Source organism: Ramlibacter tataouinensis, assembly GCF_001580455.1.
Classification (GTDB): domain Bacteria; phylum Pseudomonadota; class Gammaproteobacteria; order Burkholderiales; family Burkholderiaceae_C; genus Ramlibacter; species Ramlibacter tataouinensis_B.
The window spans coordinates 162,007-178,362 of the sequence record NZ_CP010951.1 but is presented as its reverse complement, the minus strand read 5'-3'; the positions used below and the strand labels follow the sequence as shown (position 1 = coordinate 178,362).

The 16,356-nt window shown below is 64.0% G+C and carries 15 protein-coding genes and 1 tRNA gene; 10 read left to right on the top strand and 6 right to left on the bottom strand.

All coding sequences use genetic code 11. The annotated features are described in order from the left end of the window. Positions 1–46 precede the first annotated feature (46 nt). Entirely contained in the window at positions 47–778 is a 732-nt protein-coding gene (ompR, locus tag UC35_RS00890) for a two-component system response regulator OmpR (RefSeq protein WP_061495182.1), read from the bottom strand. Between the two features lie 224 nt (positions 779–1,002). Between ompR and UC35_RS00885 the strand changes: the two genes are divergently transcribed. Continuing rightward, positions 1,003–1,710: an SIMPL domain-containing protein gene (locus UC35_RS00885; protein WP_061495179.1), complete on the top strand. Its 708-nt coding sequence runs from the start codon at positions 1,003–1,005 to the stop codon at positions 1,708–1,710. A 21-nt stretch (positions 1,711–1,731) separates the two neighbouring features. Here the strand turns inward: UC35_RS00885 and UC35_RS00880 are convergent, their stop codons facing one another. After that, positions 1,732–2,502, bottom strand: a complete 771-nt coding sequence (locus UC35_RS00880) for a 3-hydroxybutyrate dehydrogenase (RefSeq protein WP_061495178.1) — start codon at positions 2,500–2,502, stop codon at positions 1,732–1,734. A gap of 71 nt (positions 2,503–2,573) precedes the next feature. Between UC35_RS00880 and UC35_RS00875 the strand changes: the two genes are divergently transcribed. From UC35_RS00875 to UC35_RS24455, 5 genes are all read left to right on the top strand, one after another. Next, positions 2,574–3,479 carry an alpha/beta fold hydrolase gene (locus UC35_RS00875; RefSeq protein WP_227820422.1) on the top strand — a complete coding sequence of 302 codons (906 nt, stop codon included), beginning with the start codon at positions 2,574–2,576 and terminating at the stop codon, positions 3,477–3,479. After that, positions 3,476–5,671, top strand: coding sequence for a RelA/SpoT family protein (locus tag UC35_RS00870; protein WP_061495173.1), 2,196 nt, complete (start codon positions 3,476–3,478; stop codon positions 5,669–5,671). The genes UC35_RS00875 and UC35_RS00870 overlap by 4 nt, the downstream gene beginning before the upstream one ends. Before the next feature lie 60 nt (positions 5,672–5,731). Beyond that, positions 5,732–5,808 (top strand) — tRNA-Val (locus UC35_RS00865). A gap of 313 nt (positions 5,809–6,121) precedes the next feature. Further along, positions 6,122–6,331: an HGGxSTG domain-containing protein gene (locus UC35_RS24415; protein WP_082792496.1), complete on the top strand. Its 210-nt coding sequence runs from the start codon at positions 6,122–6,124 to the stop codon at positions 6,329–6,331. Between the two features lie 249 nt (positions 6,332–6,580). Beyond that, complete coding sequence (locus UC35_RS24455; RefSeq protein WP_415752699.1) at positions 6,581–7,729, top strand: DUF2971 domain-containing protein; 1,149 nt, start codon at positions 6,581–6,583, stop codon at positions 7,727–7,729. Positions 7,730–7,930: 201 nt separating this feature from the next. Here the strand turns inward: UC35_RS24455 and UC35_RS00855 are convergent, their stop codons facing one another. Then, a complete protein-coding gene (locus UC35_RS00855; RefSeq protein WP_061495170.1) occupies positions 7,931–8,536 on the bottom strand; it encodes a hypothetical protein in 606 nt (201 codons plus the stop codon). Between the two features lie 752 nt (positions 8,537–9,288). Here UC35_RS00855 and UC35_RS00850 point away from each other — a divergent pair. Beyond that, positions 9,289–10,227, top strand: coding sequence for a DUF4214 domain-containing protein (locus UC35_RS00850; RefSeq protein WP_061495167.1), 939 nt, complete (start codon positions 9,289–9,291; stop codon positions 10,225–10,227). Positions 10,228–10,463: 236 nt separating this feature from the next. On the opposite strand, the gene UC35_RS00845 is transcribed toward UC35_RS00850, so the two are convergent. After that, entirely contained in the window at positions 10,464–10,826 is a 363-nt protein-coding gene (locus UC35_RS00845) for a hypothetical protein (RefSeq protein WP_061495166.1), read from the bottom strand. A gap of 178 nt (positions 10,827–11,004) precedes the next feature. Between UC35_RS00845 and UC35_RS00840 the strand changes: the two genes are divergently transcribed. After that, positions 11,005–11,679, top strand: coding sequence for a hypothetical protein (locus UC35_RS00840; protein ID WP_145979303.1), 675 nt, complete (start codon positions 11,005–11,007; stop codon positions 11,677–11,679). Positions 11,680–11,707: 28 nt separating this feature from the next. Here UC35_RS00840 and UC35_RS00835 read toward each other — a convergent pair whose 3' ends face one another. Together UC35_RS00835 and UC35_RS00830 are read right to left on the bottom strand one after the other, a co-directional pair. Beyond that, the gene (locus UC35_RS00835) at positions 11,708–12,877 is read right to left on the bottom strand and encodes a tyrosine-type recombinase/integrase (protein WP_061495162.1); all 1,170 of its coding nucleotides are present in this window, start codon (positions 12,875–12,877) and stop codon (positions 11,708–11,710) included. A 298-nt stretch (positions 12,878–13,175) separates the two neighbouring features. After that, entirely contained in the window at positions 13,176–13,970 is a 795-nt protein-coding gene (locus UC35_RS00830; protein WP_061495160.1) for a hypothetical protein, read from the bottom strand. Between the two features lie 306 nt (positions 13,971–14,276). Between UC35_RS00830 and UC35_RS00825 the strand changes: the two genes are divergently transcribed. Both UC35_RS00825 and UC35_RS00820 read left to right on the top strand, forming a co-directional pair. After that, a complete protein-coding gene (locus tag UC35_RS00825; RefSeq protein WP_061495158.1) occupies positions 14,277–15,062 on the top strand; it encodes a DUF2189 domain-containing protein in 786 nt (261 codons plus the stop codon). Between the two features lie 131 nt (positions 15,063–15,193). Beyond that, positions 15,194–16,291 carry a hypothetical protein gene (locus tag UC35_RS00820; RefSeq protein WP_061495156.1) on the top strand — a complete coding sequence of 366 codons (1,098 nt, stop codon included), beginning with the start codon at positions 15,194–15,196 and terminating at the stop codon, positions 16,289–16,291. The last annotated feature ends 65 nt before the right edge of the window (positions 16,292–16,356 follow it).

The following is a 16,356-nucleotide window of genomic DNA, read 5'->3' as shown; positions in this document are numbered from 1 at the left end:
CCCCCGGATTATTGTTGATGTCGGCCGGGCTGGGCAGCCCCGGCGGTCAGCCCGCGCCGTCCGGCACGAAAACGTAGCCGACGCCCCACACCGTCTGGATGTAACGGGGAGCCGCGGGATCGAGCTCGACCAGCTTGCGCAGGCGCGAGACCTGCACGTCGAGGCTGCGGTCGAAGGGCTCGAATTCCCGGCCGCGCGCGAGCTGCGCCAGCTTCTCGCGCGACAGCGGTTGGCGGGGATGGCGCACCAGCGCCTTGAGCATGGCGAATTCGCCAGTGGTCAGCGGCAGCTCCTCGCCGTTCTTGCGCAGCGTGCGCGCACCCAAGTCGAAGGCGAAGGGGCCGAAATTGACGACTTCGTTGTCGCTGGAAGGCGCCCCGGGCGCCTCCTGGGCCGGGCGGCGGCGCAGGACGGCGTGGACGCGCGCCAGCAGCTCGCGCGGGTTGAAAGGCTTGCCCAGGTAGTCGTCGGCGCCGACTTCCAGGCCGACGATGCGGTCCACGTCCTCGCCCTTGGCGGTGAGCATGATGATCGGCGTGCGGTCGTTGGCGGCCCGCAGGCGCCGGCAGATCGACAGGCCGTCTTCGCCCGGCATCATCAGGTCGAGCACGATCAGGTCGGCGGTCTCACGCAGCATCAGGCGGTTCAGCGCCTTGCCGTCTTCGGCAAGGATGACTTCAAAGCCTTCCTGCGTCAGGTAGCGGCGCAGCAGATCGCGGATCCGTGCGTCGTCGTCGACGACCAGAATCTTGTCGGTACGGGCTGCGGCTTGTGTCATGTTGCTCCAAGCGGTGGATTTGTAACAGAGCCGATTTTGAGGGGCAGTTAGCTGGGCGTGCGCGTTTTTTCGGGAGGTCTGACACAGTGTTACAGATGTTGCGGACCGGCGCAAAGGGTGACCGGATGAGCAGGAACCGTGACGGATTGCTTGCATCATGCGGCGAAACCCGCCCTTTGCCATCTGCCGGACAATGGCTGCCAACTGAACCGTGGTGCAAGACGATGAACGACAAAATTTCGACCCGCGTCCTGGGGCTGGCACTCGCAGCGGCGGCTTCCAGCCCTGGCCTGGCGAGCGCGCAGGTGCTGCCGCCGCCGCAGAACGTGCTGCAGCTGTCGGCCGCCGCCACGCTGGAAACGCAGCAGGATCTCCTGAGCCTGAGCCTGGCCACGCGCCGCGAGGGCGCGGATGCGAGTGCCGTCCAGTCGCAGCTGAAGGCCGCCCTGGACGCCGCGCTGGCCGAGGCGCGCAAGTCGGCGCAGCCCGGGCAACTGGACGTGCGCACCGGCCATTTCGGCCTCGCGCCGCGCTACGAGCAGGGGCGCGTCAACGGCTGGCAGGGCACGGCGGAACTGGTGCTCGAGGGCCGCGACTTCTCCCGCATCACGCAGTCGGCCGCCCGCATCCAGACCATGACGGTGTCGCACGTGCACTTCGGCCTGAGCCGCGAGCAGCGTGCCAAGGTCGAGAGCGAGGCGCAGGCGCTCGCCATCGACCGGTTCAAGGTCAAGGCGTCGGAGCTCGCGAAGGGCTTCGGCTTTGCCGGCTACAGCCTGCGCGAGGTTTTAGTGAACGCCAACGACGGGGCGGTGCCGATTCCGCGTCCGATGACGATGGCGCGGGCCGCCAGTGCGGACATGCCCCTGCCGGTGGAAGCCGGCAAGGCCACGGTCACGGTGACGGTTTCCGGTTCGGTGCAGCTGCAGTAGCCGCTCCCTGGGCGACCGAGCCTACTGGGCCACCCAGCCGCCGTCCATGTTCCAAGCCACGCCGCGCACGTTGGCGCCGGCCGGCGAGCAGAAGAACACCGCCAGGTCGCCGAGTTCCTCCGGCGTGGTGAATTGCATGGACGGCTCCTTCTCGCCCAGCAGCTGCTTCTTGGCTTCCTCGGCCGAGACGCCGCGTTCCGAGGCGCGCGCGTCGACCTGCTTTTGCACCAGCGGCGTCAGCACCCAACCCGGGCAGATGGCGTTGCAGGTGATGCCGGTGGTGGCGTTCTCCAGCGCGGTGACCTTGGTCAGGCCCACGATGCCGTGCTTGGCGGCGACATAGGCCGACTTCTCGGCCGACCCGACCAGGCCGTGCACGGAGGCCACGTTGATGATGCGGCCCCAGTTTGACTTGCGCATCGCCGGCAGTGCCAGGCGGGTCGTGTGGAAGGCGCTGGTGAGGTTGATCGCGATGATCGCGTCCCACTTCTCCGGCGGGAAGTCGTGGATCGGCGCCACGTGCTGGATGCCGGCGTTGTTCACCAGGATGTCCACCTGCCCGAACTGCGCGGCGGCGTACTTGGCCATGTCCTCGATCTGGGCCGGCTTGCTCATGTCGGCGCCGTGGTAGCCGACTTTCACGCCCAGCGCCTCGACCTGCGCGCGCGGCCCGTCCACATCGCCGAAGCCGTTGAGAACCACGTTCGCGCCCTGTTTGGCCAGTGCCAGCGCGATCCCCAGGCCGATGCCGCTGGTGGAGCCGGTGACGAGAGCAGTTTTGCCTTTGAGCATGATGGTGTCTCCGTGGATTGAACGTGAGTTGAATATGATGGGCCGCGAGTATGCGATTTTTTCCCACTGCCGTGTTCCCACCTACGCTGAACTACGTACCTTGTCCGGACGCCTCCGGCGGCCACCGCATGGCCTACTGGCAATGGGGCGACGCGGCCTCGCCGCACCTGATCGTCTGCGCCCATGGCCTGTCGCGCCAGGGGCGTGACTTCGATGTGCTGGCGCAGTCGCTGGTGGCGCGCGCGCGCGGCCAACTGCGGGTGGTGTGCCCCGACGTGGCCGGCCGTGGCCAGAGCGACTGGCTCAAGGACCCGATGGGCTACCAGATCCCGACCTACGCGGGGGACATGCTGGCCATGCTGGCTCAGCTGCACCGCCAAGCGCCGCTGCAGACCTTCGACTGGGTCGGCACCAGCATGGGCGGGCTGATTGGCCTGACGCTGGCGGGGGCGCCGGACCTGCCGCTGCCGGTGCCGCTGCGCCGGCTGGTGCTGAATGACGTGGGGCCGGCCATCCAGTGGCAGGCGCTGCAGCGGATCGGCACCTACGTGGGCCAGACCGGCCGCTTCGACAGCGTGCAGCAAGCTGCCGATGCGATGTGGGCGATCTCGACCAGTTTCGGGCCGCATACGCCGGCGCAATGGCTGGCGCTGTCGCAGGCCATGATCAAGCCGCTGGAGAGCGGCGGCTTCACGCTGCACTACGACCCGGCGATTGCTGTGCCCTTCCGCACCGTCACCGAGCAAAGCGCCGCCGAGGGGCAGGCGATGCTCTGGAAGCTCTACGACAACATCAAGGCGCGCGTGCTGCTCACGCGCGGCGCCGCCTCGGACCTGCTTGCCAAGGAGACCGCGCTCGAGATGACCCGCCGTGGCCCGCGCGCGAGCCTGGTCGAGTTCCCCGGGGTGGGCCACGCGCCCACTTTCGTTTCAGACGACCAGGTCGAGGCGGTCGCCTTGTTCCTGCTGGATCGATGAAGAGCCTGAGAGCGGAGCAAGCGGAGGCCGCGGCCGTCCCCGAGCTGATCGCGGCGACCGAGCAGGCCATGCCGCGCCAGGCCGACGCGCTGGCGCGCGCGCGTGCCTTCGCTGAGCCGCTGATCGCCGGCGAGATGCTGGACACCGGCGAGAACACGCTGGCCCACGCCGACGCGGTGGCGGCGATCCTCAAGACCATGGGCGGCTCGGAGGCCATGCAGGCCGCGAGCTACCTGGTCTATGCCTGCGTGCACCTGAACAAGCCCGAGGAGGTGATCGCCAAGGCGTTCGGCGACAGCTATGCCGCGCTGGCCGTGGAGACGACCAAGCTGGTGCGGGTGCAGCAGCAGACCCGGGCCGCCGAAGCGACCAGCCAGCTCGACAAGGAAAAGGCGCAGACCGAGGCCGTCCGCAAGATGCTGCTGGCGTTCTCGCGCGACCTGCGGGTGGTGATGCTGCGGCTCGCGTCGCGCCTGCAGACGCTGCGCTGGCACGCGGCCACCAAGACGGTGGCACCGGAAAGCGTGGCGCGCGAGGCCCTGAGCGTCTTCGCGCCTCTGGCCAACCGCCTGGGCGTCTGGCAGCTGAAGTGGGAGATGGAGGACCTGGCCTTCCGCTTCCTGGAGCCCGACACCTACAAGCAGGTCGCGCACCTGCTGGACGAGCGGCGCGTGGAGCGCGAGGCCTACGTGGAGCAGTTGCGCTCGCAACTGGAAGCGGAACTCAAGGCGCAGGGCATCCACGCGAGCGTGCACGGCCGCCCCAAGCACATCTACAGCATCGTCAAGAAGATGCGCGGCAAGTCGCTGGACTTCGACCAGGTGTTCGACATCCGCGCGCTGCGGGTGATCGTGCCGGAGGTGAAGGACTGCTACGCGGCGCTGTCCTGGGTGCACCAGCAATTCTCGCCCATCGTCGAGGAATTCGACGACTACATCGCCAAGCCCAAGGCGAACGGCTACCAGTCGCTGCACACGGTGGTGCGCGACGCGGCCGGCCGGGCGATCGAGATCCAGATCCGCACCCAGCCCATGCACGAGCACGCCGAGCACGGCGTCGCCGCGCACTGGGCGTACAAGGAAGCCGGCGCCAGGGGCTATGCGGGCGTGTCAGCCAGCGGCGAATACGACGCCAAGATCGCGGTGCTGCGGCAGCTGCTGGCCTGGGAGCGCGACCTCGCCGGCGCCACCCGGGACCTGTTCGACGACCGCATCTACGTGCTCACGCCCGATGCCGCCATCGTCGAGCTGCCGCAGGGCGCGACGCCGGTGGACTTCGCCTACACCGTGCACACCAGCCTCGGCCATCGCTGCCGGGGCGCGCGCGTGGACGGCGCGATGGTTCCGCTGAACACGCCGCTTCGCAACGGCCAGACGGTGGAGATCACCGCGGCCAAGGAGGGCGGGCCTTCGCGCGACTGGCTCAATTCCGAGCTCGCGTTCCTGGCCAGCCACCGCGCCAAGGCCAAGGTGCGCGCCTGGTTCAACGAGCAGCAGCGGCACGAAACCGTCCAGCGCGGGCGCGAGGCGGTGGAAAAGCTGCTGCAGCGTGAAGGCAAGACGGCGCTGAAGCTGGAGGATCTCGCCAGCCAGCTCGGCTTCAAGTCGGCCGAGGACCTGTTCGCGGTGGTCGGCAAGGACGAATACTCGCTGCGCAACATCGAGACGCTGCTGCATCCGCCGGAAGCGCCGCTGCCGCAGGACGAGTTCCTGCTGAAGAAACCGCGCGCGCCTTCGCGTGCGGCCAAGGGCGGCGTGCTGGTGGTCGGCATCGATTCGCTGATGACGCAGTTGGCCCGGTGCTGCAAGCCGGCGCCGCCGGACGCCATCGCGGGCTTCGTGACGCGCGGCAAGGGGGTCAGCATCCACCGCCGCGACTGCGCGAGCTTCCGCGAGCTGGCGGCCCGCGCCGGCGAACGCGTGATCGAGGTCCAGTGGGCGCCCAAGGGCGAGGCCGCGGCGGTCTATCCGGTGGACGTCGCCGTCGAGGCCGCCGACAGGCAGGGGCTGCTGCGCGACATCTCCGAAGTGTTCGCGAAGGAAAAGATGAACGTGATCGGAGTGCAGACCCAGTCGGTGAAGGGCACGGCCTGGATGACGTTCACGGTGGAGGTCGGCGATTCCGGCCGGCTCGCGCATGTGCTCGGGCTGGTCGCCGAAGTGCAGGGCGTGCGCTGGGCCAAGCGGAGGTGAGCGCGTGTTGAAGAGGTGCCTCGTGTCCTCTGCTACAATCTCGCTTCTCGAACGAACTCTAGGCGCGTAGCTCAGCTGGTTAGAGCACCACCTTGACATGGTGGGGGTCGTTGGTTCGAGTCCAATCGCGCCTACCAACAAATCAATGACATACGGCACCTTCGGGTGCCGTTTTCATTGGCGGTATGAAAAAAGTATGGAAATGAGGCCCACGGAACGCCCTCATTTGCTGCTACTGACCAGTTCAATTCCGTCTCATCCCGCGCAAATCCCGTTGCGAGGGATCAACGTCCCCAAAAAGGGTGGTCGTCGTCCTGCTGTGAGTCCCGTTCCATCCGGGGACGGTGAGGGGTGTCCCAAGGCCCAACACGCACCTCGTGACCACGTACATCACGGCGGCGCAAAACCGCACTCATGGGGTTCTGAATGTAATCGCCGAATGGAACAAAAATGTACAGGGAACCTAGGTACAACAGTGGCCAGTCTTGCGGTGCAAAGAACCGAAAAGGGCTGCCTTGCGGGTGCAAATTGCTCTATCCAAATGGTCGTTGTCGCTTCCACGGTGGCCCGAGCACAGGGCCTAAGACGCCGGAAGGCAAGCGGCGGTCGCTGGAGGCGATGCGAGCGGGTTATAAGGCCTGGCTGGGTCGAACACGGTAAGCTACGTCCGTGAGCAGCGTTTGGAATAGTAGGCGCAGACGCTGGGGATGCCTTCTGGGACGCCATTACGGAACTGGTCGAAATTCTTACTGGTAGGCTGGTCGATGTTCGCGATCCGGTTCCCGCGTGACGTCTTCGGCAGGCGGGCTGACATGGCTTCCAAGTATCCGAAGGAGGTCGTGTCCTTTGCGCCTAACTGGTCAATTGACACCGACGCACAAGAGCGTGCGCCTCCTGCGGTCGCACCTGATGGTGTGCGTCGGTTACCTTTACGTAGGTGTCATTGTGCAGCGCATACATATAGGCTTAGTTTTCGACAAGAAGTGCTCGGAGCATGGAACGCTCGGGGTGCTGCCATGTGCATGGCCGAACTGTCCCAACGGCGTTAACGCAGACGAGTTCGAGGAAGAGTCTCTGATCGAGGGCTCCAAGCCAAGTTTTTGGAGAAGACGAAAGTGGAGGTCACCACTAGGTGGCTTCTACTACAGCTGGGAAAGCAGTGATCTCCCAAATTGGTTTCAGGCGCAGCAGACGTTCTGGAACGAGGCCAGACGACTCCGGCTTGTCCCGGCATCGTTTCCGGACAATGTCTACCACTACACGTCTTTGGAGGGTTTCATGGGAATCGTCCGAAGTCGATCCCTCTGGATGACGGAGTTCGCTTATCTCAACGACCGGCGCGAGGTTAGATACGGGTTGGACATGCTTCTTGATACGGTCAATGACATGCGGGCGACTGCAAGCCGTGAGGATGTTCGAGATTTATTGTCGGCCTGGGGGGACAAGCTTGGAGGCTCCAAGAACCGCGTTTGCATTACCTCCTTTTCCGGTGACGACGACAGTCTCAGCCAATGGCGTGCTTACGGTCCAATCGCAATAGGCTTTCCCGTCCATCGTCTGTCGCTTCACGTGGATCAAAGTTGGCTACAACCGGTGGAATACGACCCGTCCATTCAAAGGAAACTGGTCCAAATCTATGTTCACCATCTGGTTTCTGCATTCGAGGCAGACACGGATGGCAACAGGCTAGAGCGCATCCGAGACGTGTACCACAGGTCGGACCGTCTCCTTGAGCTTGCCGTTTTTTTCAAGAATCCTGCATTTCGCAGCGAGAACGAGTATCGCCTCGCGTACATCGACTATCCCGAAGTCCGAAGCTCCCTCGGAATCGAGGGGCCTCCTCGTTCGTTCAGGCCGGCTAGGGGGAGAATCGTCCCATATGTGCCATCTACGGAGGTGCTTCGGTCGAAGCATCGATATTTCCCTTTGGAGATTTCTGAAGTGGTCTTGGGCCCCGAGAGCGACGAGTTGCTGGAGCAGGGCGTGTGCGAGTTCTTAGCCGAGTACAGTCTTTCAACCGTAAGGGTGCGGCGATCAGTGGTTCCACTTCGCTCATGAGCATGACTGCGCTGCCGCCCATGCTGGTTTCATGGCACAACTTGGAACAACAGCCAAGGCCCAGGCGACCCTCCGCCGCAACTACACAGGACGATAGGGGCTTGACGTTCGCGGTGGTCGCGACCAGAGCATTGGGGGGCGTCGCGAAATGAAAAAGCCGCCTGTGGGGCGGCTCCTTAGCTTTGGCGATGAAAAGCGGTGTTACCGGAACCGCAAGCTGCCGACCTCCGGATCGTTGACGTCCACCTTGTAGCCAATCACAGCGCCGGACGGCGTGACCTGGGCACACTCCTTCGCATCGATGGCGGAGTAGGTAGGCGCAGCAGTTCCGACTGTGATGCGACGTCGTTCATTCAGACAGAACCAAGCAGTGTCGGCTGTCGCGGGATCAACCGACCATTCCGTCATCTCTTCTTCGGCCGTGTTGCCGTGAATAACTTTGTTGTTCAGGACAAACAGGACACCGGAGTCGCCGACCTTGGCCGTTGCTGGGGGCGTATGGGACTCGGCGAAGCCGAAACCGGTAGCGTTCTCGATGAGGCCATCGATGAGAAAAGGTGACGTGTTGAAGGTCACGGTCACCATGGAGTTTGGGTATGGCGGCTGGTCGGCGTACCACTCCACCATGACCGGTTTGTCATTCATGGTGAGCCATTTCAGTTCATCTACCCCGCCGTGGCCAGGGCGAGACGTGTAGGGGCAGCTCTTTTTCACGGTGACCCCGTAGTGATCGCCGTTGCTCGCAGTCGCCGAGAGGGTGTAGTTCGTTCCGCACCCAATCACATACGAGTTGATGATCGCATTCACATCGAAAGTCTGTGCGGACGCAACAGGTACAGGATCGGGGGCCTGAGCCGGAGGTTGTTCAACGGAGGCCGGCGGGGCCGAGGCCGGGGCACTGCCGCCACCGCCACCACACGCTGCTAGTGCAAATGCGGCTGTCATGGCCAGGGCGAAAGAGAGAGGCAAGGTACTGCTACGGGACATTGGGAGCTGGCGTGAACTGTTCGAGCCGCAGATCGACATAGTTTTGCGGCGGCCGAATGGTAGAGCTTGAGCTTGTTCTAAAGCCGCACCGTGATGAGGTTGGGCGCAAAAAACCTAAGCTCTGCGAACAATGTCACCGTCGGGCTGAAGACCATCTGGTGGTGGTCCGTCGGGCGATGGCGGGCTCGCGCCCTGAACCGATACGGGTGAGCACTTTCGGGTGAGCCATTGCTGGAACTAGTGCACGCTTCGTGCGGTTGCGCTGCGCTTTTTCTGCACAACAGTTGATTCAAGCTCAGCCGCTGTTACCGTCGTGTTAACAGCAGTTAGTGATCTTGCAATGTACGAATCAACTCCGTCCGCCGTCACCGAAACACTTCGCGGCTCCGGCTCCCCCGTCTATACGCCAGCTCTCATCGACACCATTCTTGGCCTCAGTGCCGCCAGTGGAGGAATGATTGGCATCGAGGACTTCACCACCCCTCTAAAGAGACTTCATAGGGTGGACCGATTCCATTGACGGGTCCGGGCGGTATGGCCAACTGACGTCTGCGACCACTGGGACGGACATCATGTTCGTTCAGACTTCGCCCACCACACCCACAGGCGTCCAGCTAGATTTCGATGCCCCGCCTGTCACGATTTTCCAGGGAGCGGGCGGTGTCAACGTGAGGGTGCACGACTACTACACGGTTCGCCCCACCGGCGACGGACATATCGACCGCGTCATCGTCGGCACGTCGGGCGACGACCGGATCATCGATGCGGGCGGTAAGGACACACTGTTTGTCTTGGGAACCGGCCACGACACCGTGGTCCTCAGCGGCTACGACGACGACATGGTCGTGGCTGGCCTCGGCGATGCGATCATCGACGGTGGCCTCGGTGGGCGCGCGGGGGTGCAACTGACCGGGTCTGCATCGGACTACGAAGTGATCGTCTCCGAATCAAGCGGCTGGGGCGGCACACCCAGGTCGCATGTCACCTTCATCAACACGACCACTCATGCCACGACGAACATCACCAATGTCAAGTACGTTCAGTTCGACGGCGGCGGGGAAATGATCTTCGCCGGGTCGGCACCGGAAGCCGCCGTGGCGGCGCTATACCATGCTGCGTTCGGGCGTTCGGGCGAACACGGTGGCATCGAATACTGGTTCGACAAGCTCAAGGACGGACTTACGCTTCAGCAGATTGCGGTCGGCTTCACGATCTCGCCGGAGTTCAGAACTTCGGCTGCTTCGTCGGCTTCCAACTTTGACTTCGTCAATGGCCTCTACCACAATACGTTTGACCGCGCTCCTGACACTGGCGGACTCGCCTATTGGCTGGATCGACTCGATCACGGTGCCACCCGCGCCGACCTGCTCGCGGCTTTTGCCAACGTCGCTGGAATGAACGAGGACGGAACGCTTCATACTGAACCCACCATCGTCGGCAACGTCACGATCGTTGATTGGATCGTGGAGCCTTCTCAGGGTTGGTTTAGTCAGGGAAACTGGTGGGCATGAACGACAAGACCTGCGTGGGGAACGGCCTGATTGATCAGAGCCGTCCGCGTCGTTGTGGCCGAAGTGCTTGATCTCGAACAGCCAGCCCTCACGACTTCGCAAGCGCAGACCACTGCCGCCAGTGCCAGCGTCGCCTCCGCCACTGACTCTGGGCGCGAGAACGGCCCGTTCTTGGCCTGATGGCGAGCAGGGTGCAGAGGGCACCCCGGTACAGATGCACCCGCCCGCCGAAGAGTTCAACTTGGTTCGGTCCCCGGCGCAAGACCGGGCGGCGATAAGCCCGGCGTCGGGGGCAGCGAACCGATTGGATAGCCTTTGAAGTAGTCCCGTGCACCTGACGGGCTGAGTAGTTCGCAGGACCATTTCTGCGCTGTCCAGCGGCGGCGCTCGCCGTGGCTGTCCACCTCCAGGCCTGCGAAGTTGAGGTACTGCTGGTAGATGCCGATGAACACGGGCTGCCAGAGCACGACCAGCGGCGGGTCCTTCGGGGCGTAAACGTTTGCCACCCAGTCCAGCGGCCACAGCCGTAGCACCAGCTTGTCCTTTTCTTGGCCCGAAGCGAGCTGCCCAACGAGGGGCGGCTGATAGGTGACTTTCACTCCGGCCTTGTAGATGCGATGAACAGCAGCGTACACTGTACAAGCATACAGTATCAGCGAGGGCGGCCATGACTGCGGGACCACTTGGCAGGTCGCGAAATTCACACTCTTCGGTGCTTTCGGTGCGGAAAGGGCCACGGTTTGGGCGAACGGCTGAGCTGGCCGATACATTGCCCGCATGAGACCCATTCGACTATTTCTTGCTGTGGCGCTGGCTGCGCTGCTTACTGCTTGCGCCACGCAGACCCCTCCTCAACTGGAGGCGGGCATCAAGACGGTGGCCGTCGTGTCGCTGATGCCTGAACGGGTGAGCATCAGCACTTTGCGGGGCCGACCGTTCTTCACCCCCGAATACTCTTTCATCGATATGCACGGCCAGATCGAGCGAACCATCTGGGAAACCACTGCCAACAAGCTGGCAGTGTCCCGCCCTGGCTGGACGGTCAAGAGGGTGGCCTACAACCCGGCGGCGCTGCTCAAAGCCTATCGCGCCGGGGACGAGTCGGCGCTGGGTCAGTTTGCAGCCCAGAACGGTTTAGATGCAATCATCCTCTACACCGAGGCGTTTTACGAAAGCATGGGCGGACAGGGTGTAGGTATCGCGCAGGAGACCCTTCCCATCCAGCGGCCCCAACTCACATTGGTGATGGGCAACGTGGCGGCGGCGCTGGTGGACCGCAATGGCAAGGTCGCCGCTTTCTCCGTAAACAGATGGGGGACGGAACAATGGCGCAGCGCCACGACCATCACGGAGATGCCGCTGGACGCGCGCACGCAGGAGACATTTGTGAGCGAGTTGCGCCGCCTGATCGCGGTCAACACCAGCATCCGCATGAAGGATTTGGGGTACTAGAGGCGTCCCAGCGCTGGCCTTGGGCTTGTCACAGCACAAGCCGCGCCAGCGCATCCCGAGCGTGGTCGCGTGTCAGATGCCCGTAGTGCCTCTCGATCATCAGCACCGAAGTTCCGCTGAGTTGTGCGACGGTGAGGGTATCCAGCCCGGAGTGGATCAGGTCGGTGATGACGCTGTGGCGGATCGCGTAGCAGGTCACGCCGTCAGGGAGCTTGGCCGCCGTCACCGCATCCTTGACCGGATACTTCCAGGCATCTTTGTCCCATGCCTTGCCGCTGGCACGGGAAAACAGCGGAGCTCCCGGGAGCTTGTCCTTGCAGAGGTCCGCAAAGAATGTCGCGGTGGCGTCTGGAAGGGTGATCTTGCGGTCTTTCCCGGCCTTGTCCCTGCCAATCGTTAGCGTCTTCAGCCGCTTGTCATAGCTGGCCACCGTAAGTGCTGCAAGGGCACCGGGCCGCAGGGGAATGAGGGACAAGCCCCGCAGCAGGGTCGCCAACTCTTCGGGCGCATGGATGACCAATTGCCGCCTCTGGTCCGCGTCAAGATAGATGTCACGCCGCCGATCCGCATTCTTGACAGGTAGCAGCTTGCTGCGCCAAGCAAAGTCGGATGTCACCAGCCCGTCCCTGTAGGCGAGATTCAGCGCTGCACGAAGGCAAGTCATGTCCCTATTCAACGAGCTGTCTGACCGCTTCTCGCCCCGCCTTGGTCCACTGGCTGTCGGCCTTTCGCGGAGTGACTTGCGCCAGCCTTCGATGTGGGCAGGTGTGAGCTTTGTGAGCTCAACGTCGGTGAGCTTCCGATCGGGCAGTACGTAAGCCCTAAACCGCGCCTGAACGTCGTCGGCAGCGCGAGTGCCTCTTGACTCGCGAACGTGCTCGACGTACCGGTCGCAGGCGTCGCGGACAGTCGCGGCGTGGGCGCTGCCACCTCTTCCGAGGTGCTCAAACCACTCCATAGCGGCCTTTAGCGCTGCGTCGTACCGTTGGTGCTCTGGAAGCTCTGAAAACGAGCCTAGCGGCTTATAGACCTGCTTCCCGGTGCCTTCATCCAGAAGGCGAGCCAACCATGTGCCTTCGCTCGTGGAACTCATCTTCCTGTAGCCGAGATAGCAGCCCTTGCTGATCTTGGTCCAGTACGGGTCGCGCCTGGGCTTGAGTTTGTGCCGTTCCGCGACCTTGGAAAGCGAGGTGGCCATTGGCGTGAGTGTGAAAAGAGTATGAAAACATTCTACGCTTTTCGTTGGACTTTGTGGGACAGTCTTCCTCGTCGTACAGAAGGAAAATGACGTCCGAGGAAGTCCAAGGAGGTCTTTCATCCCCACCTTGACATGGTGGGGGTCGTTGGTTCGAGTCCAATCGCGCCTACCAATCGTCCTTATCAATCACTGGTAAGCGATTCGTTTGTCCAACCAGGGCAAACAACTTCCCCGGTCCCCTCCTGCCATCGCCGCCTGCAAACTTGCGCGGCGCGTTCCGGTCTGCCTTGCGCGGAGCTCACAGCACGGCTTCGAGGTAGATCGCCGGGCCGCGGAACCTGTAGCTGAGCTCGCCGCGAAAGCGCTCCTTCGTGCCGCTCAACTGGTAGTCGACATAGCGGTACCCGAGCCCGGCGCCGAAGTTTTTCGAGAAGCGCCAGGTGACGGCGCCCATCAGGTTCAGGAGCGAGCCGTCGTACTTCCCATAGTCGAGCGACAGGTAGTCGGCGCGTCCGCGAATCATCCAGTCGGGGGACAGCAGGTAGCTGCCGTACAGGCCGAGCGTCGGCAGGGGCACACGCGCGTTCTCTTCGCTCTGGAAGGTCCCACTCAGAGGGGTCCCGCCCAACGCGCCCGAGCCCTGGCCGGACAAGGCGATGGCGAAGTCGGTGGCGTGCACGCCGAGGGCGGCGCCGAGTTCAGCCGTCGGGTTCCGCAGGAAGGAGTAGCCGGCGCTGAAGCGGTAGATCTTCGAATCGAAGCGGCTGGCCACATTGCTGGAAGCGGGAAATACAAGGTCGCCCCAGCGGATGTCGCGATGGATCGTGCCGGAGCCCTGGCGGTTGAGTTCGTAGTACTCGAACTCGAGGCGCCATCGCTCGCCCAGCCGAAGGCCCATCAGGAAGTAGGGAAGTGACTTGCTGTCCGACAAGCCGAGTTCGTCCTCGAACTTGACCTCCGTGCCCTGGACCGGGAGGCGGGGGACGTCGAAGCGGGCTGTCGATTCGATGGCCGGGCGGAAGCCTTCGATCTGGATCCAGTAGCGGTCACTCGGCCCCTCCGCCGATGCCGGGTCCGCACAGACGGCCAGCATGGCAGCGGCAAGAGCCAGCCAGTACGCAAGGCGCGCAAGAGCGCAGGGGTGCATTCCCGCTTATGTGCTTGTTCGAGAGAACCGTCGCGAGCAGGATGCCGCGAAACAGGGGACAGTGCCACGCACGCTCCCGCGACGTCAACCTCAGCAATAACTGGCGCTCTCGCACCAGCTCATCGGCATCGTGTGGCGGATTCGCGCTGTTCGATCGTCTCCGCCGAACCAGTGGCGCAAGATGGCCCCAGGGACTACGATGGCATCCGATCGGATCTCGTCATTCGGGTTCTCGTTCTGAAAGGGATCGCCATGGCTCATGCGCTCGACAAGACCCATGCCGTGCAACCCCCGGCCATGCCGAAAGTGCGGCGTGTGCCACTGGGAGCACCTTTCCACTGGCTGCGGCTGGGTGCGCGCGACCTGAAGCACAGCCTGGGTCCGAGCCTGGCGGTGGGACTCGCGGTCGCGGCCGCCGGATGGATGCTGATGGCGGCGACCTGGCAGCTCGCGCACCTGGCGCCGGCGCTGCTCGGCGGCTTCCTGTTCGTGGCGCCTTTCGCCGCCATCCCCATCTACGGCTATGCGCGCCAGCTGGAGCGCCGCGACAGCATCGATCCGACCGAAACACGCGGGGTGTGGCGCACCAACGCAGGATCCATTGCGCTCTTCGGCCTGATGCTCGCCGTCGCGCTCATCTTCTGGGAGCGTGTCGCGGCGATCGTGTTCGCGGTGTTCTATCGCGGCGAACCCTTGCAGATGTCGAACCTGGTCAGCATGGTCTGGTCGAGCGGCCATGTGCCGCTGCTGGTCGCCTTTGCCGCGGCAGGGGGCCTGATGGCCCTGGTCGTGTACGCCTTGAGCGTGGTGACCGTGCCGCTGCTGCTCGACCGTCCGGTCGACATCATCACCGCGGCCATCACCAGCTTCCAGTGCTGCCTGCGCAACCCCGGGGCGGCGCTGTTGTGGGCCCTGCTGATTGCGGCGATCACCTGGTTCGGCCTGGTCACGTTCATGGTCGGCCTGGTGGTGGTCTTCCCGTGGATCGCGCATGCGAGCTGGCACGCCTATCGCGAGATGGTGGTCCAGGAGCAGTGACGGCAGTTCAGCCGTTCTGACAGAAATTTCCCACTTCGCGCTGAGCTTTTCGTACCTTGCGCGGCGCGGTGGGACGCAGCAAGCTGCGCTTCAGGCGATCTTGCCTGCCAATCGCAGCTTGCTGGAAAACGATGCCCGCTTCGCAATGGCGCGCTGGAGACTGGGTCCAGGTGCGCAGCCGCGAGGAGATCCTCGCGACGCTCGATGAACAGGGGCGCCTCGATGGCATGCCCTTCATGCCCGAGATGCTGGCCTTCTGCGGACAGACCCTGAGGGTCTTCAAGCGCGCACACAAGACCTGCGACACCATCGCGTACAGCGGCATCCGCAAGCTGGAACGCACCGTCCAGCTGGAGGTGCGCTGCGACGGCAGCGCGCACGGAGGATGCGAAGCGGCCTGCTCCCTGTTCTGGAACGAAGCCTGGCTCAGGCCGGCCGCCGCGCCGGGCGCGCCCGAGCCGCTTTCGCGCGCCACGCCGGCGGCGCCGCGGGCGCGCGGCTGCAGCATCGAGCAGCTGATGGCGGCCACGCAGCAGGGGCAGGACCCCGAGAAGGGCCCGCGCTATGCCTGCCAGGCCACCGAGATCCTGAATGCGAGCCAGCCCATGTCGAACTACGACATGGGCCAGTACGTCGAAGACTATCGCTCCGGCAACGTCGGCCTGGGGACGCTGCTGCGCGGCACGGTGTACCGCGTCAGCATGTACGTCCTGCGGCGCGCCGACCGCTGGGGGCGGCGGATCGGGCTGGGGGATGCGCTGGCGAGGGCGGTGATGGCCGGCTACGACCTGCTGCAGCGGCTGCTGCCGCACGGCATTCCTTTTCCGCGGCGCCAGGGCCTGGTGCCGTCCGGACAGCAGACGCCGCAGCAGGGCCTCGGCGGGATCGGGCCGGGCAGCTGCGTTCGCGTGAAGCCCTATCGCGAGATCCTGGCCACGCTGGACGGCAGCAACAAGACGCGCGGGCTGTATTTCGACGCCGAGCATGTGCCTTATTGCGACAAGGAGTTCCGGGTGCGCTCGCTGGTGAACCAGATCGTCGATGAGCGCACCGGCTACATGCTGCGCTTCAAGTCGCCGTCCATCATCCTGGAGTCCGCCGTCTGCCAGGGCGCGTACAGCGACAACCGCATGTTCTGCCCGCGCTCCATCTACCCGTACTGGCGCCCGATATGGCTGACCCCGGTGGAGCGGCTTCGGGGCAAGGATGGTTCAGCGGCCGAGCTTTAGGGGTAAACCTTGGGGGTAGGGGGAGTCACCCCTTCCTAGAATCTGCTGCGATGCAACACATCGGG